Origin of the sequence: Pedobacter sp. PF22-3 (assembly GCF_026239555.1) — a bacterium.
Taxonomy (GTDB): Bacteria; Bacteroidota; Bacteroidia; order Sphingobacteriales; family Sphingobacteriaceae; genus Pedobacter.
In genome coordinates this window covers 197,249-219,147 of the sequence record NZ_JAPIVP010000005.1, presented here as the reverse complement: position 1 = coordinate 219,147, position 21,899 = coordinate 197,249, and the positions used below count along the sequence as shown (strand labels likewise).

Annotated in this window: 23 protein-coding genes; 14 read left to right on the top strand and 9 right to left on the bottom strand. The window is 38.2% G+C overall.

The window, feature by feature from the left end; all coding sequences use genetic code 11:
* Positions 1–36 precede the first annotated feature (36 nt).
* A complete protein-coding gene (locus OQX63_RS09195; protein WP_265850580.1) occupies positions 37–1,284 on the bottom strand; it encodes an aspartyl protease family protein in 1,248 nt (415 codons plus the stop codon).
* Between the two features lie 177 nt (positions 1,285–1,461).
* On the opposite strand from OQX63_RS09195, the gene OQX63_RS09190 reads away from it, so the two are divergent.
* Genes OQX63_RS09190 through OQX63_RS09180 form a run of 3 tightly spaced genes read left to right on the top strand, consistent with a single transcriptional unit; the run spans position 1,462 to position 4,246 of the window.
* Complete coding sequence (locus OQX63_RS09190) at positions 1,462–2,664, top strand: D-alanyl-D-alanine carboxypeptidase (protein WP_265850579.1); 1,203 nt, start codon at positions 1,462–1,464, stop codon at positions 2,662–2,664.
* Positions 2,664–3,707 (top strand): aminotransferase class I/II-fold pyridoxal phosphate-dependent enzyme, encoded by a 1,044-nt coding sequence (locus OQX63_RS09185; protein ID WP_265850578.1) that lies wholly within the window; start codon positions 2,664–2,666, stop codon positions 3,705–3,707. The genes OQX63_RS09190 and OQX63_RS09185 overlap by 1 nt, the downstream gene beginning before the upstream one ends.
* A gap of 38 nt (positions 3,708–3,745) precedes the next feature.
* Positions 3,746–4,246, top strand: a complete 501-nt coding sequence (locus tag OQX63_RS09180) for a phosphoglycerate mutase family protein (protein WP_265850577.1) — start codon at positions 3,746–3,748, stop codon at positions 4,244–4,246.
* A 210-nt stretch (positions 4,247–4,456) separates the two neighbouring features.
* On the opposite strand, the gene OQX63_RS09175 is transcribed toward OQX63_RS09180, so the two are convergent.
* The 4 genes from OQX63_RS09175 to OQX63_RS09160 all read right to left on the bottom strand — a co-directional run bounded on the left by OQX63_RS09175 (position 4,457) and on the right by OQX63_RS09160 (position 8,672).
* Complete coding sequence (locus OQX63_RS09175) at positions 4,457–5,143, bottom strand: M15 family metallopeptidase (protein ID WP_265850576.1); 687 nt, start codon at positions 5,141–5,143, stop codon at positions 4,457–4,459.
* A 74-nt stretch (positions 5,144–5,217) separates the two neighbouring features.
* On the bottom strand, positions 5,218–6,444 hold the full coding sequence (locus tag OQX63_RS09170; protein ID WP_090501449.1) for an alanine dehydrogenase: 1,227 nt from the start codon (positions 6,442–6,444) through the stop codon (positions 5,218–5,220).
* Positions 6,445–6,517: 73 nt separating this feature from the next.
* Entirely contained in the window at positions 6,518–6,934 is a 417-nt protein-coding gene (gene tsaE / locus OQX63_RS09165) for a tRNA (adenosine(37)-N6)-threonylcarbamoyltransferase complex ATPase subunit type 1 TsaE (protein ID WP_265850575.1), read from the bottom strand.
* 184 nt (positions 6,935–7,118) lie between these two features.
* The gene (locus OQX63_RS09160; protein ID WP_265850574.1) at positions 7,119–8,672 is read right to left on the bottom strand and encodes a PglZ domain-containing protein; all 1,554 of its coding nucleotides are present in this window, start codon (positions 8,670–8,672) and stop codon (positions 7,119–7,121) included.
* A gap of 111 nt (positions 8,673–8,783) precedes the next feature.
* Here OQX63_RS09160 and OQX63_RS09155 point away from each other — a divergent pair, with 111 nt between their 5' ends.
* The 10 genes from OQX63_RS09155 to OQX63_RS09110 all read left to right on the top strand — a co-directional run bounded on the left by OQX63_RS09155 (position 8,784) and on the right by OQX63_RS09110 (position 17,288).
* Positions 8,784–10,007, top strand: a complete 1,224-nt coding sequence (locus OQX63_RS09155; RefSeq protein WP_265850573.1) for an HD domain-containing protein — start codon at positions 8,784–8,786, stop codon at positions 10,005–10,007.
* 122 nt (positions 10,008–10,129) lie between these two features.
* Positions 10,130–11,206 (top strand): UDP-3-O-(3-hydroxymyristoyl)glucosamine N-acyltransferase, encoded by a 1,077-nt coding sequence (gene lpxD / locus OQX63_RS09150; protein WP_265850572.1) that lies wholly within the window; start codon positions 10,130–10,132, stop codon positions 11,204–11,206.
* The gene (locus OQX63_RS09145; protein WP_025141732.1) at positions 11,196–12,608 is read left to right on the top strand and encodes a bifunctional UDP-3-O-[3-hydroxymyristoyl] N-acetylglucosamine deacetylase/3-hydroxyacyl-ACP dehydratase; all 1,413 of its coding nucleotides are present in this window, start codon (positions 11,196–11,198) and stop codon (positions 12,606–12,608) included. Before lpxD ends, OQX63_RS09145 begins: the two co-directional genes overlap by 11 nt.
* Positions 12,608–13,393 carry an acyl-ACP--UDP-N-acetylglucosamine O-acyltransferase gene (lpxA, locus tag OQX63_RS09140; RefSeq protein ID WP_025141731.1) on the top strand — a complete coding sequence of 262 codons (786 nt, stop codon included), beginning with the start codon at positions 12,608–12,610 and terminating at the stop codon, positions 13,391–13,393. The genes OQX63_RS09145 and lpxA overlap by 1 nt, the downstream gene beginning before the upstream one ends.
* A gap of 71 nt (positions 13,394–13,464) precedes the next feature.
* On the top strand, positions 13,465–13,932 hold the full coding sequence (locus tag OQX63_RS09135) for a GNAT family N-acetyltransferase (RefSeq protein WP_265850571.1): 468 nt from the start codon (positions 13,465–13,467) through the stop codon (positions 13,930–13,932).
* A 13-nt stretch (positions 13,933–13,945) separates the two neighbouring features.
* Positions 13,946–14,560, top strand: coding sequence for an ABC transporter ATP-binding protein (locus OQX63_RS09130; RefSeq protein ID WP_265850570.1), 615 nt, complete (start codon positions 13,946–13,948; stop codon positions 14,558–14,560).
* A 498-nt stretch (positions 14,561–15,058) separates the two neighbouring features.
* Positions 15,059–15,619 (top strand): elongation factor P, encoded by a 561-nt coding sequence (gene efp / locus OQX63_RS09125; protein WP_265850569.1) that lies wholly within the window; start codon positions 15,059–15,061, stop codon positions 15,617–15,619.
* Between the two features lie 131 nt (positions 15,620–15,750).
* On the top strand, positions 15,751–16,311 hold the full coding sequence (efp, locus tag OQX63_RS09120) for an elongation factor P (RefSeq protein WP_265850568.1): 561 nt from the start codon (positions 15,751–15,753) through the stop codon (positions 16,309–16,311).
* A 247-nt stretch (positions 16,312–16,558) separates the two neighbouring features.
* Entirely contained in the window at positions 16,559–17,119 is a 561-nt protein-coding gene (locus OQX63_RS09115) for a 5-formyltetrahydrofolate cyclo-ligase (protein ID WP_265850567.1), read from the top strand.
* A 10-nt stretch (positions 17,120–17,129) separates the two neighbouring features.
* Entirely contained in the window at positions 17,130–17,288 is a 159-nt protein-coding gene (locus OQX63_RS09110) for a hypothetical protein (RefSeq protein WP_265850566.1), read from the top strand.
* A 138-nt stretch (positions 17,289–17,426) separates the two neighbouring features.
* Here the strand turns inward: OQX63_RS09110 and OQX63_RS09105 are convergent, their stop codons facing one another.
* From OQX63_RS09105 to OQX63_RS09090, 4 genes are all read right to left on the bottom strand, one after another.
* On the bottom strand, positions 17,427–18,386 hold the full coding sequence (locus OQX63_RS09105) for a formimidoylglutamase (RefSeq protein ID WP_265850565.1): 960 nt from the start codon (positions 18,384–18,386) through the stop codon (positions 17,427–17,429).
* Positions 18,379–19,620, bottom strand: a complete 1,242-nt coding sequence (gene hutI / locus OQX63_RS09100; RefSeq protein ID WP_265850564.1) for an imidazolonepropionase — start codon at positions 19,618–19,620, stop codon at positions 18,379–18,381. Before hutI ends, OQX63_RS09105 begins: the two co-directional genes overlap by 8 nt.
* A gap of 94 nt (positions 19,621–19,714) precedes the next feature.
* Positions 19,715–20,482 carry an exodeoxyribonuclease III gene (locus OQX63_RS09095; RefSeq protein WP_265850563.1) on the bottom strand — a complete coding sequence of 256 codons (768 nt, stop codon included), beginning with the start codon at positions 20,480–20,482 and terminating at the stop codon, positions 19,715–19,717.
* A gap of 211 nt (positions 20,483–20,693) precedes the next feature.
* Positions 20,694–21,392 carry a peptidylprolyl isomerase gene (locus tag OQX63_RS09090; RefSeq protein ID WP_265850562.1) on the bottom strand — a complete coding sequence of 233 codons (699 nt, stop codon included), beginning with the start codon at positions 21,390–21,392 and terminating at the stop codon, positions 20,694–20,696.
* Between the two features lie 94 nt (positions 21,393–21,486).
* On the opposite strand from OQX63_RS09090, the gene OQX63_RS09085 reads away from it, so the two are divergent.
* Positions 21,487–21,888: an HYC_CC_PP family protein gene (locus tag OQX63_RS09085; protein WP_265850561.1), complete on the top strand. Its 402-nt coding sequence runs from the start codon at positions 21,487–21,489 to the stop codon at positions 21,886–21,888.
* Positions 21,889–21,899 lie beyond the last annotated feature (11 nt).

Sequence of the window (21,899 nt, the reverse complement as noted above, 5' to 3'; positions counted from 1 at the left end):
ACACGACAAATCATTTGTAACTGGAAAATTACTTTATCAGATTCTTTTTTCGAGTCGAACGATTTTAAGATAAACTTGATTATCCCTAAAAATTTCGAGAATGATAGTTCTTTCTGCTTTCGATTTAAACATTTCGGAAAGATCGTTTAAAGAATAGGCATCAATGCTTTTAAAGTTTACTCCAATAATTTCATCGTCAGGGTGCAAACCTGCCTTTTCTGCCGGACTATTTGCGTCTATTTCTCCGATCAGCACTCTTTTATATGTTTTCTGATCAAGATATAATACCATACCCACCATATCGTGTTCGAATGGGGTTTTCCTGAATCCGTTGGGTTTAACATAAATAAACCCATCCTGATAGTTAAACTGAATATTAAATTTCCGAAGTAAATCGGCACCTAAATTGCCATTCCGTTTCGATAAATCGATTTTATTTGAAATGCTTTTAAAATCAGGGAATCCGGCAACAACATCTTTAAAAACATAGCCCCCAATATCAAATCTCCTTACACGACCAACATATCCCTTAATCTGGCCGCTTAAGCTCATTCCTAAATTAGCTTTGATTTTTTTTTCAGGTAATGGAAATCCTGTTCCATTGAGCATTTCGAGTGATAAAGCATGGCTGGCACCGGTATCCATTAATAATCTGGCCTCAACTGTTTTGCCGTCTGGAGCATCAATCGCAGCTAAAATATACGGCTTCTGGTTCTCTATTTCGATAGGTATTTTTTTTCCACGGTATTTAATTTTGGTGTCAGGGCCATAAATAATCAACCTATTCTCACTATACCTGATATCAACAATAAAGCTGTTAAAAAAACTGTAGCCCAGCAGACCATAAATTTTCAGCCCTAAATGTCCTGACAGGTTAAATAAGTCTTCTTTTAAGATTGCCGTTGGTATATATTTAATACTTGCATGGCCTACTTTAACATCGAGACTTTGAGAAACATATGCATCAACGCTTTCAATGCCCAGGCCAGAAACTTTAATTTTACGGAGCTCACTAAAATTCAAAGAATCGATAATAGATGGATCTGTAATAATCATAGGGCCTACGCCGGTGTCAAGCACAAAATCATATGGTCCTTTTCCATTTACATATACCGGAATAACCATTAGGTTTTTAATACACTTAAAAGGAATTGACTGTTTTTGGCGGTTTCTTTTAAAGAGGAATTCTTGCCCAAACCCAGAAAAAGCGAGAAATACAAGCACCAGGCAAATGGTCAGTTTACGTAAACAGATTATTACACCGGATTTATATTTGGCTAACATTAAACTAAATTTAATAAATTAGTTAATCTTTATGTCTCCTAAATTTAGCACATGTTTCCTTTAAAAAATCATATTTTTATTTTTATCGGCTTTGTTCTGTCCCTTAGCTTGTTAGCAGGCTGCTCAACGAATAAGAGTGTTTCAAAAAAAGTAGCCAGAGAATTTAAAAATTCGCAGGTGATTAAACAATATCAGGTTGGTTTTGCACTTTATAATCCAATAGATAAAAAAATGATTTTTCAGAAAGATGCAGATCAGTATTTTACCCCAGCATCTAATACCAAACTGTATACTTTTTTTGCGAGCTTACAAATGCTGCCCGATTTAATGCCAGCTTTAAAATACATCGAGCGGAATGATTCATTAATTTTTTGGGGAACGGGAGATCCTTCTTTTTTACAGTTTGCCGTAAAAGATAAATCGGCATACAATTTTCTCCTGGCCTCAAATAAAAAACTTTTTTTTTCACCGGGAAGATATTCGGGCAATTTCTTTGGCGATGGCTGGTCATGGGATGATTACGATTATTATTACCAGCCAGAAATTACCGAAATGCCCATTATGGATAACATGGTTACTTCTACCTATGCCGCTCCAAATAAAATTAATATTGAACCAAAGGTTTTTACCTCCTGCTTCGAAATAGATTCTACCAGGAAAACAGGCAGTTTCCAGGTAAGCAGAGATTTTTTAACTAACCGCTTCCACTACCCGGCAGTTGCGGTAAAACCCGGCTATAATCAGCAAAACCCGTATAAAACCAGTATGCAGGTTACTGTTGAGATACTGGCAGATACTTTACACAAACCCGTTGGCATCATAAATTTAAAAATACCACAGGATGCTAAAACCTTATCAGGTGCAAAGCGCGATTCGGTTCTAAAGCACATGATGTTGCCCAGCGATAATTTTATTGCTGAACACCTGTTATTGGTTTGCTCCAACCAGATTGGCGATACATTAAGTACAACCAAAGCCATTGATTACATTACGAAAAACTACCTTTCTTTTCTCCCTGATCAAGTAAAATGGGCTGATGGATCCGGGCTGTCCCGCCAGAATTTATTTACCCCACGTGATAATGTGTACTTACTCGATTCCATTTATAAGTTGGTAAACAATCGGGAGAGGCTGTTCGATATGCTGCCTGCCGGAGGAAAAAGTGGCACTTTAAAAAGTGCTTATCCTAAAACCGACAAACCTTTTATCTTCGGAAAAACAGGTTCGCTCGGTGGTGTTCATAATCAAAGTGGATATGTATTGACTAAAAAAGGGAAAACGTATATCTATTCCTTTATGAACAATAATTTTGTAAAACCAACTACCGAGGTGCGTGGAGAAATGGTGAGAATAATTACTTATATACATGATAATTTTTAATGCGGGATTTTAAATCGATTGATCAACCTTTTTCTAATAAAATAAATATTGAGGGGAACAACTATTTATACTTTGGCGGAACAGCCTATTTAGGCATTCCCCAAAATCAGGATTTCATTGATTTATATGTTGAAGGGATTAAAAAATTTGGTTTAAACAATGGAACAAGCCGCACCAACAATATTCAGCTGGGCATTTATAATGATGCCGAAAAAGTAGCCGCAGCACGCTACGGATCAGAGGCAGCTTTGATTACTTCAAGTGGATATTTAGCTGCACAGCTTACCGTTAAGGCTTTATCGAAACTAGGACAGGTAATTTATGCTCCAGCCACACATCCTTCGCTTTGGTTAGCAGAAAATCAAACCAGAAACTTAATGCCGTTTGAAAAATGGAAACTGGAAACCATCGAAAGGATAAATGCATCTGAAGAAAAAACTTGGGTTTTAATCAGCAATTCGATGAATAATCTTGTGCCCGAAATTTATAACTTCGACTTTGTAAAAGAAATCAGGAGAGATAAAAACGTAATGTTAATCGTTGACGATTCGCATGGAATTGGTGTAAATAACAATGGCATGGGTGCCACTATAAATCTCCCTAAACAAGAAAACATCGAAAACATAGTGGTTGCCTCAATGGCTAAGGCGTTAGGCATAGATGCAGGTATTGTTTTGGCGTCCAATAAAATGATAGCTAAATTTAAAAATACAAATACATTTATTGGCGCTTCTCCACCTGGCCAGGCCGGACTTTATGCATTTATCCATGCAGATGAAATATATGGCAAAGCATTAAAAAAACTGAAAACCAACATGCTGAGGTTTGAAACGGCACTAAACCACCCCTGCAAACATGAGTATGGTTTTCCGGTATATTTGCCCGGCGATATTAATTTCTCAGAACGACTCCTGCAAAGGCAGATTTTAATTTCATCTTTTCCCTATCCAAACCCAGGCGACACGCCTTTGGATCGTATCGTACTTTCTTCGTGGCATGAAAAAGAAGATATTGAAAAACTGGTCGCAGCTATAATTTTTTAGTTTTTCCTTATCTAATTAATTTTTTTAATATTTATCACATGAAAAAACTGTTCGTATTACTGTCGTTAATGCTGCTCTTTGTTAATATCGTTTCTGCACAAACGACTACTGTTTGGATAGTTAGGCACGCAGAGAAAGACAAATCTAATCTACAGGATACCAACCCCAACCTTTCTGATGAAGGAAAAATCCGGGCAGGAGATTTAGCCACATACCTTAAAAAGGTAAAGTTTGACGTTGCTTTTGCCACACCGACGAAAAGAACACACCAAACATTAGATTCATTAGTGATTCCGAAAGTGATCGATTATAAAGATATCAAATCGCTTGTGGATAGCATTAAAACCAATTATGTTGGCAAAACCATTATTATTGCTGCCCATTCTAACACCGTTCTTGAAATTATCGAGGCCTTTGGCGGTAAAAAGCCCAAAGCAGAATTAACGGATGATGATTACGATTATATTTTCGAATTATCGGTTAAAGAAGATAAAGCACGGGTAAAAATGGATCAGTACGGTAGGCCACACCATTTGTAACCTGAGTTGGATAGATAATGTGTTGTCAGGTGGTAACACCTGACACTTGTAAAATTAAATATCACCGATTTGGTGTAAAATGATAACATCTTACACCACAGGTATTTTCAAGAATAGATTTCTCCGTTTCGCGATGCTTCAGTCGAAATGAAGCAAACAGTGTTGTATTCCCAGCCCAATTAACCAATAACTATTGAACCAATTAACTTATTACAGCTTTTCGAAGGGAATATCCATTAAATCGTAATTTTTCCAATCCGAAAAATCATAATGCCACCATTCATTTTCTAACACATTCATGCGGTATTTGGCCATGATGGCGATGAGGAAATCACGATTTTTCTTCGCCTCTGGTGATACGTTTTCATATTTGGCCGCAGCAGCTGCCGAAAAACTATCGTAAGGTGTTGGCATAAGTAATTCTTTGCCCGTTTTCAGATTAATCAACGTTAAATCTACCGCACAGCCCCTATTATGTTTCGATCCCTTTGCCGGATTGGCTACAAAATTTTTATCACTTGCCTTTTTATAAAATTCTACCGTAATGGCGTACGGACGGTAGCCATCAAATATTTTTAAGCCGTAGCCTTTTTTATTTAATGCTGTTTGGATTCTTTTTAACGATTCTACCACTGGTTTTCTGGCAAATGCCCTCGCCTGTTTATACATTACCTGTTGCATAAAATTATTTTTAGTGGCGTAGCGGATATCCAGCTTAATCGTTGGAATGGCTTTTTTGATTTCAACCAGTTCGTTATTGGGATTCGATTTTACAGAAGCCAGGTATTGGTTGTAAGAATTTACTATAACCAGCTTTTTTATCGCAAGAGGTTTATTTTGAGCATTTACAGCAACCGAGAAGAAAAAGAATAAAGCTAACAGATTGAATTTTATCATAATAGTATCAAGTGTAAGAATCAAGTATCAATCCACCACCATTATCCCTCTCAAATCCCCCATTTTACATTTTTTTATTGATTCGAAACCACCAATAATTCAAGATCTTTAAACGGCAAATTAAACATATCTGCCAAATCTTTATTGGTACAATTACCTTGATAAATATAAAGTGCTTCGCGGATACCCGGATTATTCCAAACCATATTCATTAATCCTCCAAATTCACCTATATCCAATAAAATTGGAGCAAAGATATTAGTAAGTGCATAAGAAGCTGTTCTTGGAACGCGCGAAGCAATATTAGGCACACAATAGTGGATTACATCGTATTTTCTAAAAACCGGGTTGGTATGGTTGGTAACCTCCGAAGTTTCAAAGCAGCCGCCTTGATCAATACTCACATCAATAACCACCGAATGTGGTTTCATACGGGCAACAGTTTCTTCCATTACTATGCACGGACTACGGCCGTGTGTAGCCCTAATGGCACCAATTACTACATCGCAGGTTATAATTGCTTTATTTAAAACAATTGGCTGCATTACCGAGGTAAATACCCTGCTGCCCAGATTATTCTGCAGGCGGCGTAAACGGTAAATGGAACTATCAAAAACTTTTACCTCTGCTCCTAGTGCCAAAGCTGTTCTGGCGGCATATTCGCCAACCGTTCCGGCACCCAAAATCACAATTTCTGTTGGAGGAACCCCTGTGAAGCCCCCTAACATTAAGCCCTTGCCCCCGGTTACATTACTTAAATATTCGGCAGCAATTAAAATAGAGGTTGAACCTACTATTTCGCTCATGGCGCGTACTACACTCAGTATATTACCTTCATCACGGAGATTCTCAAAACATAATGCATTAATTTTTTTATGCATCAATGCTTTAAGATAATCCTGCTTTAACGTTCCGGTCTGTAAAGAAGAAATAAGTGTTTGCCCCTTATGCATCATCTCAATCTCTTCGAGCATTGGAGGGGCAATCTTAACCAGGATATCAGCATCAAAAACTTCTTTTTTGTTATAGGCAATTTTTGCACCCTGCTCCGCATATTCGGTATCAGAAAAATTAGCGGCAATACCTGCCCCACTTTCTAAAACAACCCGATGCCCGTTGTTTACCAACAAAGCAACAGATAAAGGGGTTAATGCGATTCTGTTTTCCTGAAAAGAAATTTCTTTAGGTATTCCTATGTATAGACTGTTTTTTTTATTTCTGGTTTCTAGCGTTGCTTCCTGCGTTTGTAGTAAACCCTGACGAGCTATATCGGCCATTCCTTCCCGTAATCCTGTAGCCATGTTGAATTAAAATTATGATAGTTTTAGGTCGTTCAAGATACGGAAAATCTGTTAATTTATTGATAACTAAATGTTATACCTTCGAAAACTTAAACAATCTGCGGTTTTCATCCAGTACGCTAATCTCAACCTTAATAAAGCTTTCGGGTAATAGTTCTTCTACCCGCTCTGGCCATTCTATTAAGCAAATACCACCACCATAAAAATATTCTTCGTAACCCAAATCGTAGGCTTCGTGAATATCTTTTATTCTATAAAAGTCGAAATGGAATACCGAACCACTAGGGCGCTCATACTCATTAACAATAGAATAGGTAGGGCTCGAAACCACATCTACAACACCTAAATGTTTACAGAATTTTTTGATGAAGGTTGTTTTTCCAGCGCCCATATCACCCTCAAAAATGAAGACTTTTTGGCCATTGGCAAAAGCTGAAAGTTGCTGGGCAACAACAGGTAAATCGGCTAAACTATTTACTTCGATATCCATTTGATAAAATAAAGGCAAAAGTAATACATAATTGCATTGCTTTTGCCTGATTATTTATGATTTGTCAGTCTGAGCCTGTCGAAGACCTTACCAGCGCGGCAGATCCTGAAAAAAGTTCAGGAGGACGATCCTATTGAAAATGAACGGCCTCATGTCTCAAATCTAATATCTCAAATCCCTCAAACTACCTGGGCGAATACGTCACCACCGGAATAATCATTTCCTCCAATGAAATACCGCCATGCTGGAAAGTTTCGTTATAATAATTCACAAATTGATTGTAATTGTTCGGATAAACGAAATAGCTATCCTCCCTTGCAAAAATATAACTGCTGCTGATGTTGATCTTCGGCAGCAAAGCATCATGGGGGTTTTTAATCAAAAACACTTCTTTTGCATTAAAATTAAGGTTTCTGCCCTGCTTATATCTTAAATTGGTATTTGTACTTCTATCACCAATCACTTTAACCGGTTTTTTAACACGGATGGTTCCGTGATCGGTGGTGATAATCACTTTTACTTTCTTCTGCGAAATTTTCTTCAATAAATCCCAAAGGGGTGAGTGCTCAAACCATGATAAGGTTAACGAACGGTAAGCCGCATCATCGTTAGCCAATTCACGGATCATCTGCATATCCGTACGCGCATGACTCAGCATATCAACAAAATTGAACACAATAGCGTTAAAATCATTCTGCAATAAGTTGTTTGTCTGTTCAACAAGATCTTTCCCCTGCTCAAAAGTTAGGATTTTATTATAACTGAATTTACAATCCTTTCTTAAGTTACGTTTAATATTATCGGCCAGGAAAGCCTCTTCATGCATGTTTTTACCGCCTTCATCATCATCGTTCTGCCAAAGTTGAGGGAAACGCTTTTCCATATCCAAAGGCATCATACCAGAGAAGATTGCATTACGGGCATATTGTGTTGCAGTTGGCAAAATACTGGTATACATATCCTCTTCATCTATCCTGAAATATTCTGATATCAACGGATTGATGATTTTCCATTGATCATATCTTAAATTATCAATCAGGATAAAAAATACCGGTGTATTATCATTGATAAGCGGAAAGGCTTTTTTCTTTAATAACTCGTTGGAAAGCAAAGGTGCATTATCTTTATTCTTAATCCAATCCAGGTAATTTTCCTCAATAAATTTTGTAAACTGGGTATTGGCCTCTTGTTTTTGCATGGTTAAAATTTCATGCATCTGCGGATCGTCCAGTTTTTCTAACTCAAGCTCCCAAAAAACTATTTTTTTGTAAACATCAATCCATTCTTCATAATTAAGCCTGTCACCCAATGTCATACCCAAACGGCGAAAATCTTGCTGATAGGCCATAGAAGTTTTCTCACTCACCAAACGTTTATTGTCGATCAGCTTTTTAATGGTCAGCAAAACCTGCTTAGGGTTTACAGGCTTGATCAGATAATCATCAATTTTGCTACCTATCGCATCTTCCATCAGGTTTTCTTCTTCACTTTTAGTAATCAGCACCACAGGAACATCAGGATTTAGGTTTTTAATGGCTGATAACGTTTCAATACCGCTCATACCAGGCATGTTCTCATCAAGGAAAACCAGGTCAAAATGGGCTTTGCCAAATGCTTCAAGAGCGTCGTTACCATTGGTAAAAGTGGTTACATGGTAACCTTTATCATTTAATAATAATATATGAGGTTTTAACAGGTCGATTTCATCATCAGCCCATAATATTTTAGTTTCTTGCATGTTTTTGTAAAAATAGATCACTATTGCCGTTTAATTACGGCAGGTAATTCAAACTATAAATAAAAATAGCAATTTTTGTACCGTATCTATCTATTTAACTATTTTTAACGATTGAACAAGAAGAAAATAATAAATGATCCGGTTTACGGCTTCATCAGTATCCCGTCCGAATTGGTTTACGATGTGATTTCACATCCTTATTTCCAGCGTTTGCGCTATATCAAACAGCTTGGAATGACACATTTGGTTTATCCAGGAGCTTTACACACGCGTTTTCACCATGCCTTGGGCGCCATGCACTTAATGAGTTTGGCCATCAATCTTTTAAAAAGTAAAGGACACATCATAACCGATGGTGAAGAAGAAGCCGCCATTTTGGCCATTTTATTGCACGATATCGGACATGGGCCTTTTTCGCATGCGTTGGAGCACTCTTTGGTTACCGGCATCAGGCACGAAGATATCTCAGCAAAGCTGATGCAGGATCTGAATGCCCATTTTGATGGCCGCTTAACCCATGCCATTGAGATTTTTAACGGCACCTACCCTAAAAAATTTCTTCATCAATTGATTTCCGGCCAGTTAGATCTCGATAGAATGGATTATTTAAACCGCGATAGCTTTTTTACAGGTGTAAGCGAAGGCGTAATCAGTTTTGACCGGATCATTAAAATGTTCAATGTTTACGATGATGACCTGGTGATTGAAGAGAAAGGTATTTATTCCATTGAGAAATTTTTAATTGCCCGCAGGCTGATGTATTGGCAGGTTTACCTGCACAAAACAGTAATATCAGGAGAGATGATTTTGGTGAAATTATTGGAACGTGCAAAAGAATTATCTGCTGCTGGAGAAAACTTATTTGCTTCGCCATCTTTAAATTATTTTTTAAAAAACGATATAAACGAAGGTAATTTCTTTGCGCAGCACGAAAATCTCGAGCATTTTACCAACCTTGATGACCAGGATATTTATGCCGCCGTTAAGGTTTGGACCAAACATGAAGATAAAATTTTGTCTACGTTATGTAAAATGCTCACTTCCAGAAATCTTTACAAAGTAGAAATGGGCAATGAAAGGGCTGATACCGACCGTGTAAACTTTTTGCAGGATGCGGCAGTTAATTTACTGGAAATCAAACCAGAAGAGGCCCGTTATTTTGTTTTCACAGATTCTATTCAAAACCGCGCATATAATGCAGGGGTTGGGAATATTAAGATTTTAATGAAAAATAACGATATTGTTGATATTGCAAAGGCTTCTGATTTGTCTAATCTGGAGTCGCTACAGAAAACAGTAGAAAAATATATCCTCTGTTACCCAAGAGGGATTTAAGTTTTTTTAACAAAATATTTGACTTTCAGTGCCGTTTTAACTCTTATTATTGTGCAAATAATACCCCGTTTAACCCATGCAGGTTTTTTTGTTCATATCAATTTAACATATACCTTTGTACGATGCAATTTACTGCCACGCAGATAAGTCAGTTTCTGAACGGTTCCATTGATGGTAACCCTGATGTAGCCGTTACCGAACTTTCTAAAATAGAAGACGGAAAGGAAGGCTCATTGTCTTTTCTTTCGAACCCTAAGTACGAAAACTTTTTGTATTCTACTCAGGCGTCGGTTGTTATCGTATCTAAAGACTTTGCCCCTACACAGCCTTATACCAGCACATTAATCCGTGTTGAAAATCCATATAGTGCATTTACGATCTTATTGGATAAATATAACGAAGCCATTAACGCCCAAGCCCTACAATCTGGCATTGATAAACTGGCCTTCGTTCATCCTACAGCTAAAATTGGCAATAACGTGTTTATTGATGCTTTTGCCTATGTTGCCGAAAATGTAGAGATTGCCGATGGCTGTAAAATAAATGCACAAACCTTTATTGGTGCAAATTCTAAGATTGGCAAAAACAGCACATTTTTTCCTGGTGTAAAAATTTATCACAATTCTATAATCGGTAGCAGAGTGGTCATCCATGCCAATACTGTTATCGGAAGTGATGGTTTTGGTTTTGCCCCACAAAAAGACGGCACTTACAATAAAATTCCCCAGATTGGAAACGTTATCATTGAGGATGACGTGGAAATTGGTGCAAATACCACAGTAGATCGTGCAACAATGGGATCAACAATTGTAAAAAAAGGCGCAAAAATTGATAACCTGATCCAGATTGCGCACAATGTAGAAATTGGCGAGAACACTGTTTTAGCAGCACAATCGGGTATCTCTGGAAGTACAAAAATTGGCTCTAACAGCGTAGTTGGCGGGCAGGTTGGTATAGCCGGACACCTAACCTTAGCAAAGGGTACGCAGATTGGTGCACAGGCAGGTATAAATTTTAATATCACAGAAGAAAATAAACAATGGCATGGTAGTCCGGCGCAACCATTGCGCAACTGGATGCGTGCATCAGTCATTTTCAAACATCTTCCAGATGTTGAGAAAAGAATTAATAAGCTCGAAGAGGAGTTGAAAAAACTCATCGCTGAACTGGAAAAGAATACATTACACAATGAACGTTAGACAAAAAACGATTAAACAAGAAATATCAGCATCTGGTGTTGGTTTACACACTGGTGCTAATGTGACTTTAACATTTTGCCCTGCCCCCGAAAATCATGGCTTTAAATTTCAGCGTATTGATTTAGATGGCCACCCAATTATCGAAGCTGATGCAGATAATGTTACCGATACCTCACGAGGCACTACGCTTACCCAAAATGGCGCTAGCGTAAGTACTGTAGAGCATGTAATGGCATCTCTGGTTGGTATGGACCTTGATAATGTCCTTATTAAATTAGACGGTCCGGAAACACCAATTATGGACGGGAGTTCTATTCAGTTTGTTGATTTATTGGAAGAAGTAGGCACAGTTGAGCAAAATGCAGATCGCGAGTATTTTACCATTCCACATAACATTACCTATACCGAAGAGGATAGAAAAGTAGAAATTGTGGCCATGCCGTTAGACGATTATCGTTTTACCTGCATGATCGATTACAACTCTCCTGTTCTGGGTAGCCAGCACGCAGGAATTAACACCATTGCAGAGTTTAAGAAAGAAATTGCATCTTGCCGCACCTTCTGTTTTTTACATGAACTGGAATATCAGCTATCACATAATTTAATTAAGGGTGGCGATTTAAATAACGCCATTGTAATTGTTGACAAAGAAGTTACCAAGGATGAATTAAGCCACCTGGCCAAATTATTTAACCGTAAGGATATTGATGTTGCCCCACAGGGGATTTTGAACAACATGGAACTTCGTTATCAGAACGAGCCCGCACGTCATAAACTTTTGGATATGATAGGCGATTTAGCCTTGGTTGGTATGCACTTAAAAGGCCATATTATGGCCGCCCGTCCAGGCCATGCGGCAAACGTTGCTTTTGCCAAAAAGATTAAAGCAGCCATTAAAAAAGAGAAAAACAAAAAAATACAAAAGGTATACGACCCAAGTGCAAAACCATTATATGATGTGGTTCAGATCATGGACATTTTGCCTCACCGTCAACCATTTTTATTTGTAGATAAAATATTAGAGCTTTCTAAAAACCATGTGGTAGGCGTTAAAAACGTAACCATGAACGAAGAGTTTTTTAAAGGGCACTTTCCTGGCGCACCGGTTTTTCCCGGCGTAATCCAGATTGAGGCCATGGCACAGGTTGGAGGTATCTTAGTACTTAGTACCGTTCCTGATCCGAGGAATTACTTAACGTATTTCTTAAAAATAGATAACGTACGATTTAGGGCACAGGTTTTACCTGGCGACACCATCGTTTTCCGCTGCGATTTACTCGAACCGATCAGAAGGGGCATTGCCCAGATGAAAGGTGTGGGTATGGTTGGCGAAAAAATCGTTGTCGAGGCCGAAATGATGGCTCAAATTTCAAAAATTAAACAAGCAGAACCCGCCCAATAATGATACAACCCTTAGCATACATACATCCTCAGGCAAAAATTGCCGAAAACGTGGTAATTGAACCTTTTGTAGTCATACATAAAGACGTTGTGATTGGCGAGGGAACCTGGATCGGATCGAATGTGACCATTATGGATGGCGCACGGATCGGTAAAAACTGTAGGATCTTTCCCGGTGCTGTTATTTCTGGCGAACCACAGGATTTAAAATTTGCAGGAGAAATTACTACTGCAGAAATTGGTGATAATACCACCATCCGCGAGTGTGTAACCATTAACCGTGGTACAAAAGATAAATGGAAAACCACAATAGGTAGTAATTGCCTAATTCAGGCCTACTCGCACATTGCGCACGATTGTGAGGTTGGAAATAACTGTATTTTTTCAAACAGCACCACCTTGGCCGGCCACATTACGATTGGAAACAATGTAGTTTTAGCAGGTTTAGTTGCCATACATCAATTTGTTAAAGTAGGCTCTTATGCCTTTGTAACTGGTGGTTCATTGGTACGTAAAGATGTGCCGCCGTATGTTAAAGCAGCTCGCGAGCCCCTTTCTTATGCAGGTATCAATTCTGTTGGTTTGCGTAGAAGAGGTTTTACTAATGAGCAGATTGATGAGATTCAAGAAATTTACCGCGTACTTTTTGTAAAACACAATAACGTAACAAAAGCTTTAGACATGATCGAAGCTGAATTTAAGCCTACCGAAATCCGTGATGAAATTGTAGATTTTATCCGCAATTCTAACCGTGGGGTAATGAAGGGTTTTGGCATGGGCAGTTAGTAAGGCAGAGGGTTGAAAGGTTTAAGGCGGAAGGTGAAAACCCAGCCTTAAACAAAATCGAAAAAATATTAATGAATGATTTAAAGCTAATCAGAACCGATTCAGACCATGCCGATTTCAGGAAACTGGTTGCTTTATTGGATCAGGATTTAGCTTTTAGAGATGGTGATGATCATGCCTTTTATGCGCAGTTTAATCAGGTTGATGCCATTAAAGAGGTTGTTCTTGCTTACCAGCAAGGGCTGCCGGTTGCATGTGGCGCAATAAAACCTTTCTCTACCACAGAAGCGGAAGTAAAAAGGATGTTTGTGCAGCCCGAATACCGAAAACAGGGAATAGCTGCTAAAATTGTAACTGAGCTGGAAAACTGGGCTAGTGAACTTGGCTTTACCACCACAATACTCGAAACAGGGAAAAAACAGCCTGAAGCCATTGCTCTTTATCAAAAGTTAGGTTATTACATCACGTTCAACTACGGACAATATATCGGCATTGATAACAGCGTTTGCATGGCTAAACCGCTTATCGCTAAACCCTAAACGCCTGGTACAAATGAATATTACTTTACAAAATGTTGGCAGAAGGTTTAATAAAGAGTGGATTTTTAGGAATTTAAGCACTGAATTTAACACAGGAAACAGTTACGCAATCCTTGGACCTAACGGCTCCGGTAAGTCGACTTTATTAAGCGTACTAACCGGCAGCTTATCACCCTCAGAGGGAAAGATTTCATTTTCTGATACGAAAGATATTCCGGTAGAAAATATTTATAATTACATCAGCCTTGCTGCACCATATCTTGAACTGGTTGAAACTTTTACCCTAAAAGAGATCATTGATTTTCATTTTAGGTTTAAAAATTTCGCTTCTGGTCTGGATGCAAAAAACCTGATCAGTGTTTTGGGATTGGAAAAAGCAACAAACAAACAAATCAAATACTTTTCGTCTGGAATGAAGCAAAGAACCAAACTAGCTTTGGCGTGTTGTGCAGATACACCAATTTTATTTTTAGACGAGCCGACGAGTAATTTAGACATTCAGGGAATAAGTTGGTACCGCGAACTCATCGAAAATTTTGGAAAAGACCGGCTTACCATAATCGGTTCAAATCAAATACAAGAATACGATTTCTGCACAAATCAGATACAAATATCAGACTATAAGTAAGTTAAACTATAATTAACCACTTATGAAACAGCCTTTTTTGTCATGCATTTGTATTATAAATAATTTTTTTAAAAAATATTTTGCAATTCAAAAATTATATCTACCTTTGCACCACCAAAAAGAGAAACAATTATTTTAATTTATCTCTCTAAGTAAAAGATCATATTTTCCGTTTTCGGAATCAAAATATATAGCCCTTAAAAGGCAAAGAGTTTTTCATAGTTTAGTTTGAGGTTTAGGTTGATTATGCCTTTGGAGTGGTTCCCAAAGGCATTTCTTTTATATTAAGTTTTTTTGTTCTTACCCGCCCCACACGATATCCATTACACAGCCCGCCCTTTGTAAAGCTGTTTATCGTTTTACACTTACAAACATTAAAAAGATTGAAAAAAAGCTACGCTTTCCCGCGCGATTAATGATGGTTTTGCTTTTCAAATCTGTAGGCATTTTTTAACTTTGATTTTTAATCCACAACAAAATAATATTCACTATCATAAAATGGCAAAGGCATCAGAAGTAAAAAGCGGAAACGTGCTTCGTTTTAACGGAGAGTTGGTAAGTGTAGAAGAATATATCCACCGTACTCCGGGAAATTTAAGGGCTTTTTATCAGGCCCGCATGCGCAATGTAAAAACCGGCAAAATTGTAGAATACCGTTTCCGGACAGATGAAGAGGTAACCATTTGCAGGGTAGAAACCAACGATTATCAATACCTATATGAGGATGGCGACTACCTGGTTGTGATGGACAACAATACTTTCGAACAACACAACATCCCAAAACTACTTTTTGGCAGTTCGATTAAATTCTTAAAAGAAGGCATGAATGTGACCATTGCTTTTGAAAGCGATGAGCCTATTGTTGCCCAACTGCCTAATAGTGTAGAGCTGGAGATTACCTATTCAGAACCTGCCGTAAAAGGCGATACCTCTACCAGCGCGCAAAAATATGCCACTGTAGAAACTGGTGCAGAAATCAGGGTTCCCTTATTTATCAATCAGGGAGATAAAGTAAAGATTGACACTAAAACGGGCGAATATATGGAGCGGGTAAAATAGGACAACAAAGGTTTAAATTTTTCTTAAACCCTAAGCCTTATGCCTTAAACCTTTATAGGTTTTTATTAAAATAATTTTACCTTTGCCGTCACGAAAAACTAAAATAAACCCCCAATTTGGGATAACACAATATGGCAAAAGCATCAGAAATTAAAACAGGTAACATTCTACGTATCAACAACGAACTGGTTACTGTTGACGAGTGGAATCACCGTACGCCAGGAAAAGGCGGAGCGTTTTACACAGGGAAATTCCGTAACATTAAATCGGGCAGAATTGTTGAAGCACGTATGAATACCGACGAGGCTGTAGAAATATGCCGTGTTGAAACAAACGACTATCAATATTTATATGAAGAAGGTGATTATTTGGTTGTAATGGACAACAGTAGTTACGAGCAGTTCAATGTAGAGAAATCTTTATTTGGTTCGGCTATTAAATTCCTAAAAGAAGGTATGAACATCATTGTTTCTATGGAAAGCGATGAAGCCATTATGGCACAATTACCAAACTTTGCAGAATTTGAAATTACTTATTCAGAGCCTGCTGTTAAAGGCGATACTTCAACAAATGCACTTAAAGCAGCTACATTAGAAAATGGTGTCGAAGTTAAAGTTCCAATGTTCGTGAACCAGGGCGATAAAATTAAAATTGATACCCGCACCGGCGATTACGTTGAGCGTGTAAAATAATTTTAAACTCATATTAAAAGCCTCTGAAAAATTAAATTCAGAGGCTTTTTTGCAATACAGGCCCCACGTTATAAACCTGATAGCGCAAAAAGCCCACAGCGCAGCGAGGACTTGAAGCGATGGCAGGGCTGCAGACCGCCATGATCGCATCACCGTAAATTTCCAAAAAACATCTCACATCTCTACAAATAAATTGTAAACAAGTACGCCAAAACCATACAGATCCTTAAATACCCACTTTGTTATTATGTTGAAAAACCAAATCAGGAAGCAAGCGATAAAGGATCGATTATCATTATCCGACTCCGTATACCACGAGTTAAATAAAGTACTATTGAAACAGTTTAAAACGCTAGATTTTAGTGAAATTAAAACGCTCCATATCTTTTTACCCATTAGAGAAAAAAAAGAGCCGGATACTTTTTTATTGATCGAATGGCTGAACAAAACCCATCCTGAAATTAAAATCATTGTGCCTAAGGCCGATTTTGAAACAGCACTGATGACCCACCACGAATACCTGGGCGAAGAAGACCTGCAAAAAAACCTCTACAACATTTTGGAGCCGCAAAAAGGAAACCTGCACGAAGGCGAAATAGACATGGTCATTATTCCGCTATTAGCCTTTGATAATCAGGGTTACCGCGTTGGTTATGGCAAAGGTTTTTATGATCGTTTTCTCCGAAATATAAATGCTCAGAAAATAGGTTTATCTTTACATCCTGCAATTGAAAAAATCGATGATGTAAATGAACACGACATCAAATTAGATTTTTGCATAACACCAACAGAAATTATAAAATTTTAAGCTTACCGGCATGCCACACGAAATCGTTATCAAAACCGAAAAACAATACGAAGACAACATGATTGCGGTATTCGAATTACAGGAAAAAGAAGAATTAACCGCCGAAGACCTGAAACAGATTGAATTGATGTTAAAGGCTGGTGAGAAATATGAAGCGGAGCATTTGTAAAGGGCCTACTCTCAAATCGTCACCCTGAATTTATTTCAGGGTCTATTTATAAGGCATTTACAGCAAGAAAGATCCTGAAACAAGTTCAGGACGACTCGCGCAAAATACTACGTGTTTTTTCGTATCAGGTGCCTAAACCTAAGAGATATTTGCTTTCACAAAATCACTCACTAAATAAGCGATTAACTTAGATGTGAGCTTACTCACCCTTCCGTCCAGCATCCGCGTAGCGCCTTCGCAAATGTGCAGGTAAGAGAATTTCTTAGCGTGGGTTAAAATCAGTTTTCTGACAGCATTAACCTCAAACCCAGAGGGGGTTTCGGCACTCGAAAGCACATTTTGAATGCAATCCAAATCGATTTCCAGACCCGCAGCAGGCCCTAATCCATCAAAAAAGCCATCGGTATCGGCACCCAGTAAAATATCATCAAAAAATATAGCCTTTAATTTAGGGTTGCTTTCAATCTGGCTTAAAATAGCCTCGTTATTATAATTTTGATGCAGGCCATACATCAGATAATGGTTGAGGTAATTTTCTTTTAAAGCATAAGAAAACCCATTTCCGCTATGCCGGCCTTCCATTTCCCTTAAATCGGCGTGAGCATCTACATTTAATACATCAATTGGGCCTCTATAAGCTAAAGAAGTACCTTTAATCATGCCATAAGCATTGTTATGACCACCGCCAATTACAATCGGAATTTTGCCCGCAGCTATGATTTTTTCAATTATTGGATAAACGAGATCATCAATTTCAGCCACCTTATCCCGCAGTCCTTTTATGGAAGTATCACTAGGCTCGTCGATCTCAAAATGGCCCAAAACCAAAATCTCCTCACCATTTAGAAACCGGTTACATTGGATATTTAAAAATGCCATTAATGCCGGTCGCCATACGGATGCTGCTCCCGCTATCCCAGCATTCGCCCTTACGCCAATATCTTCTGGGATGCCGAGTAATACAAATTTTCCAATTGTATTTGGCAATTCTTCCCATGAAGATAAAACCGCTACTTTTTCACCTAGTCTGGTTTCACCCTCGCGGTGAATAACCAAACGATCAATATCGTACTGTGCATATATTTTAAGATTATCCATTATAAATTTCGCCGTTTAAGATCACTTTATCTACCTGGCTTTCGCCAAAACTATAAGGCAAATAAGCAATTGAAGGCATCGGTTTAGTGATAAAAAAATTTGCTTTTTTCCCAACCGCAATACTTCCATAATCTTTGCTCAATTGCATTGCTGCAGCTCCGTTTAATGTTGCGGCATTAATGGCCTGCTCCGGAAACATCTTCATTTTAATGCAAGCCAAAGAAACCACAAAATTCATATTTCCGGAAGGTGTTGACCCTGGGTTATAATCCGTAGCCAAAGCCACAGGTAAGCCAGTTTTAATAAAGCCCTTAGCATCGGCAAACGGAATCCCTAAATAAAACGAGCAAGAAGGCAGCAATGTTACAATGGTATCCGCATTTCTTAAGGTTTCGATGGTTTCCTCGTTACTTTCCTCTAAATGGTCGACTGAAATGGCGCCATTTTCAACAGCAACCTCTATAGCTCCTGAAACGGAAAGTTGGTTGGCATGTATTTTCGGCTTCAATCCATACTTCGCTCCAGCTTTTAATAGCTGATCGGTTTCTGCAACAGAGAAGAATCCTTTTTCACAAAAAACATCGATATAATCGGCCAGTTTTTCTGCTGCTATCAGAGGCAGCATCTCATTAATAATTAAATCAATGTAACCTTGATGGTTATTTTTAAACTCGGCTGGAAATGCATGTGCAGCTAAAAAGGTTGCTTTTACTGGAATAGGAAATTGATCCTTCAACCTGCGAATGACCCTTAACATCTTGATTTCACTTTCGGTAGTCAATCCATAACCACTTTTAATTTCAACCGCACCGGTTCCCTGAAGAATCATCTGTTTTAACCTCAGCGCAGCGCTTTGAAACAATTCATCTTCTGTTGCCTTTTGAAGTTTACGCGCTGAATTTAAAATTCCACCCCCCGCCGCCGCAATTTCTTCGTAGGTTTTTCCCTGTATTTTCATGGCAAACTCTTCTTCCCGGGAAGCCGCAAAAACAATATGCGTATGGCTATCGCACCAGGAGGGAAAAACATAACGACCTTCCGCCGAGATATCTGAAGATAGATTTGAGATATGAGATGGGATTGAATCCATCTCACCAAAATCCTTGATCAGGCCATTTTCTACTAAAAGCCAGGCATTTTCGATAACAGGTAAATTGCTTAATTCGTTACCACGAAGCACTAACTTATCTTTAAGATGCAGGCCGATAAGGCCTTTTATATTCGTGATCAGCATTTATTGGCTGGTTAATTATTGAAACTTTATAAGTTGTTAGGCGAAAATTGGGATCAGTTAACCGATTTAAACAATTAACTAGTTAACAAAAAAACTATTCTATTTCCAATAGCACCGGGCAATGATCAGAATGTATGGCATAGGGTAAAATCCTTACATTTTTCAACCGGCTTTCCATTGATCTGGTTGCTAAATGATAATCGATCCGCCAGCCCAGGTTCTTCCCTCTTGATCCTGCACGGTAACTCCACCAGGTGTAATGATGTGGGTCTTTGTTAAAATGGCGAAAAGTATCAATGAAACCATTATCTAAGAATAATTGCATCCATTCCCGTTCTTCTGGTAAAAAACCAGATGAATTGGCATTGGATTTTGGGTTATGAATGTCAATAGCGGTATGGCAGATATTGTAATCGCCACTCACAATCAAATTTGGGATCTCTTTACGTAATTCTCCAATGTAGACATCAAAAAACCGCATAAATTCATATTTCTTTACCTGCCTGTCATCTCCACTTGAGCCGGATGGCATATAAAGGCTCATCAGGGAGAAGTTGTCAAAGTCAGCTCTTAAAATGCGTCCTTCTTTATCGATCCACTCTTCACCACAGCCAAATTCTACATGATTGGGTTTGATCTTAGCTAAAATGGCTACGCCACTATATCCTTTTTTCTCTGCCGGGAACCAATAATGGTGATAACCCAACTGCTCGATCAGCGCGATAATTTCAGGGATTTGCGAAGGGAGTGCCTTTACTTCCTGTAAACAGACCATATCGGCATTGGTAGCTTGTAACCAGCCAAAAAAGTTTTTGGTACTAGCAGCCCTAATCCCATTAACGTTATAAGAGATAATCTTCATTCAGTAAATTTCAATTGTTGTGGGCGGTAAATTTAGAAATTAATTGAATAAATGCTTAGTAATCCAATTAATGAATTCGTTAGGGATCGTCATCTTGACTGAAACGCAGTGGAATGGAGAGATCTGCTTCGATAAATCTCTCTACTACGCTGCACTCCGCTCGAGATGACGCCAACCAGGAAATCACCATCTAAATGACAATTATCTTTGATTAACCCATCAACAACTGTTTCTCCAATTTTTTTGCAGCTCTTCTTTTTAAAACTGTGATTTCCATTTTCACATCCTGTTTTGGACGATTGTTTTTATCGGTTGCCAAAACGGCAATTTTATCTACCATATCCAAGCCAACCACAATTTCGCCGTAAACAGTATAATTGCGGTCTAAATGTGGGGTGCCCCCTATTGTTTTATAAACCTCACGCTGCCATTCAGGGATTTTAAATTTTAAACGTTTCTCTTCTAAACTATTTAACTGCTGATCGGTAAAAACCTTACCCTGTACCAGGTAAAACTGACTACCACTTGATGCTTTTGCCGGATTAACATCATCACCCTCCCTGGCCGCAGCCAAAACGCCTTTTTTGTGAAATAAGCTATCATTAAACTCTGCAGGAATGGTATATTTAGGCCCGCCTTCGCCCAAAAGGGAATCTGGCTTTGCATTTTTAGAATCCGGATCACCACCCTGAATCATAAAATCTTTAATCACCCTGTGAAATAAAACACCGTTGTAATATCCTGATTTAGCCAACTTCAAAAAGTTATCGCGATGTAATGGGGTTTGATTATATAGCTTAATGATGCATTCTCCAAATTCAGTTTTAATCCGCACATATTGATTTTTAGGTTTTGAGGCAAAGGCTGAAAGAACAGAAAAGGTGCAGAGAAACAATAATATTTTCTTCATTTAATTGGTGTTTAAGGCTAAATTAAGCTAAAAAATGAAATTCAGTAAATAATTACTGGCATTATTCGATATTTTTTACTTTATCTTTGTATTAATGAAGTTAAAACAAAAAATAGCACTTTCTTTGGCTGTATTCTATGCAGTTAGTGTTATGGGTTTGGCTTTAAGTCTTCATTTCTGTGGAGGCAAACTAGAAAATGTTAAACTGTTCAGCAACGAGGTTTCCTGTAAATTCTGTAAGGATATCCCTAGCGAAAAGAAAGATGACGATTGCTGCAAAAACACCCAGGTAACGGTTAAGGTCAAAGATAGTCACCAGGCAGAGGCACAAGTAAAAATGCCAAAGCTCTTTTCTATCCAGCTTTTTCTTCATCCACCAGTTTTAGCGTTTTTAAACGATATTACCCCGAAATTTTTCAGTAAAATTTCAAATAAAGCGCCGCCACTTTCCTCGCGGATTGCACTGCATATTTTCAATTGTATTTTTAGGAATTAGGATTTCTTTTG

Excerpts from the sequence above, each read along its gene's own strand:
- OQX63_RS09195 (WP_265850580.1), bottom strand. The coding sequence starts at position 1,284 with ATGTTAGCCAAATATAAATCCGGTGTAATAATCTGTTTACGTAAACTG.
- OQX63_RS09090 (WP_265850562.1), bottom strand. The coding sequence starts at position 21,392 with ATGAAGAAAATATTATTGTTTCTCTGCACCTTTTCTGTTCTTTCAGCC.
- OQX63_RS09170 (WP_090501449.1), bottom strand. The coding sequence starts at position 6,444 with ATGGCTACAGGATTACGGGAAGGAATGGCCGATATAGCTCGTCAGGGT.
- OQX63_RS09175 (WP_265850576.1), bottom strand. The coding sequence starts at position 5,143 with ATGATAAAATTCAATCTGTTAGCTTTATTCTTTTTCTTCTCGGTTGCT.
- efp (WP_265850568.1), top strand. The coding sequence starts at position 15,751 with ATGGCAAAAGCATCAGAAATTAAAACAGGTAACATTCTACGTATCAAC.
- efp (WP_265850569.1), top strand. The coding sequence starts at position 15,059 with ATGGCAAAGGCATCAGAAGTAAAAAGCGGAAACGTGCTTCGTTTTAAC.
- lpxD (WP_265850572.1), top strand. The coding sequence starts at position 10,130 with ATGCAATTTACTGCCACGCAGATAAGTCAGTTTCTGAACGGTTCCATT.
- OQX63_RS09115 (WP_265850567.1), top strand. The coding sequence starts at position 16,559 with ATGTTGAAAAACCAAATCAGGAAGCAAGCGATAAAGGATCGATTATCA.
- OQX63_RS09185 (WP_265850578.1), top strand. The coding sequence starts at position 2,664 with ATGCGGGATTTTAAATCGATTGATCAACCTTTTTCTAATAAAATAAAT.
- lpxA (WP_025141731.1), top strand. The coding sequence starts at position 12,608 with ATGATACAACCCTTAGCATACATACATCCTCAGGCAAAAATTGCCGAA.
- OQX63_RS09110 (WP_265850566.1), top strand. The coding sequence starts at position 17,130 with ATGCCACACGAAATCGTTATCAAAACCGAAAAACAATACGAAGACAAC.
- OQX63_RS09105 (WP_265850565.1), bottom strand. The coding sequence starts at position 18,386 with ATGGATAATCTTAAAATATATGCACAGTACGATATTGATCGTTTGGTT.
- OQX63_RS09160 (WP_265850574.1), bottom strand. The coding sequence starts at position 8,672 with ATGCAAGAAACTAAAATATTATGGGCTGATGATGAAATCGACCTGTTA.
- OQX63_RS09145 (WP_025141732.1), top strand. The coding sequence starts at position 11,196 with ATGAACGTTAGACAAAAAACGATTAAACAAGAAATATCAGCATCTGGT.
- OQX63_RS09095 (WP_265850563.1), bottom strand. The coding sequence starts at position 20,482 with ATGAAGATTATCTCTTATAACGTTAATGGGATTAGGGCTGCTAGTACC.
- OQX63_RS09180 (WP_265850577.1), top strand. The coding sequence starts at position 3,746 with ATGAAAAAACTGTTCGTATTACTGTCGTTAATGCTGCTCTTTGTTAAT.
- OQX63_RS09130 (WP_265850570.1), top strand. The coding sequence starts at position 13,946 with ATGAATATTACTTTACAAAATGTTGGCAGAAGGTTTAATAAAGAGTGG.
- OQX63_RS09085 (WP_265850561.1), top strand. The coding sequence starts at position 21,487 with ATGAAGTTAAAACAAAAAATAGCACTTTCTTTGGCTGTATTCTATGCA.
- OQX63_RS09135 (WP_265850571.1), top strand. The coding sequence starts at position 13,465 with ATGAATGATTTAAAGCTAATCAGAACCGATTCAGACCATGCCGATTTC.
- tsaE (WP_265850575.1), bottom strand. The coding sequence starts at position 6,934 with ATGGATATCGAAGTAAATAGTTTAGCCGATTTACCTGTTGTTGCCCAG.
- hutI (WP_265850564.1), bottom strand. The coding sequence starts at position 19,620 with ATGCTGATCACGAATATAAAAGGCCTTATCGGCCTGCATCTTAAAGAT.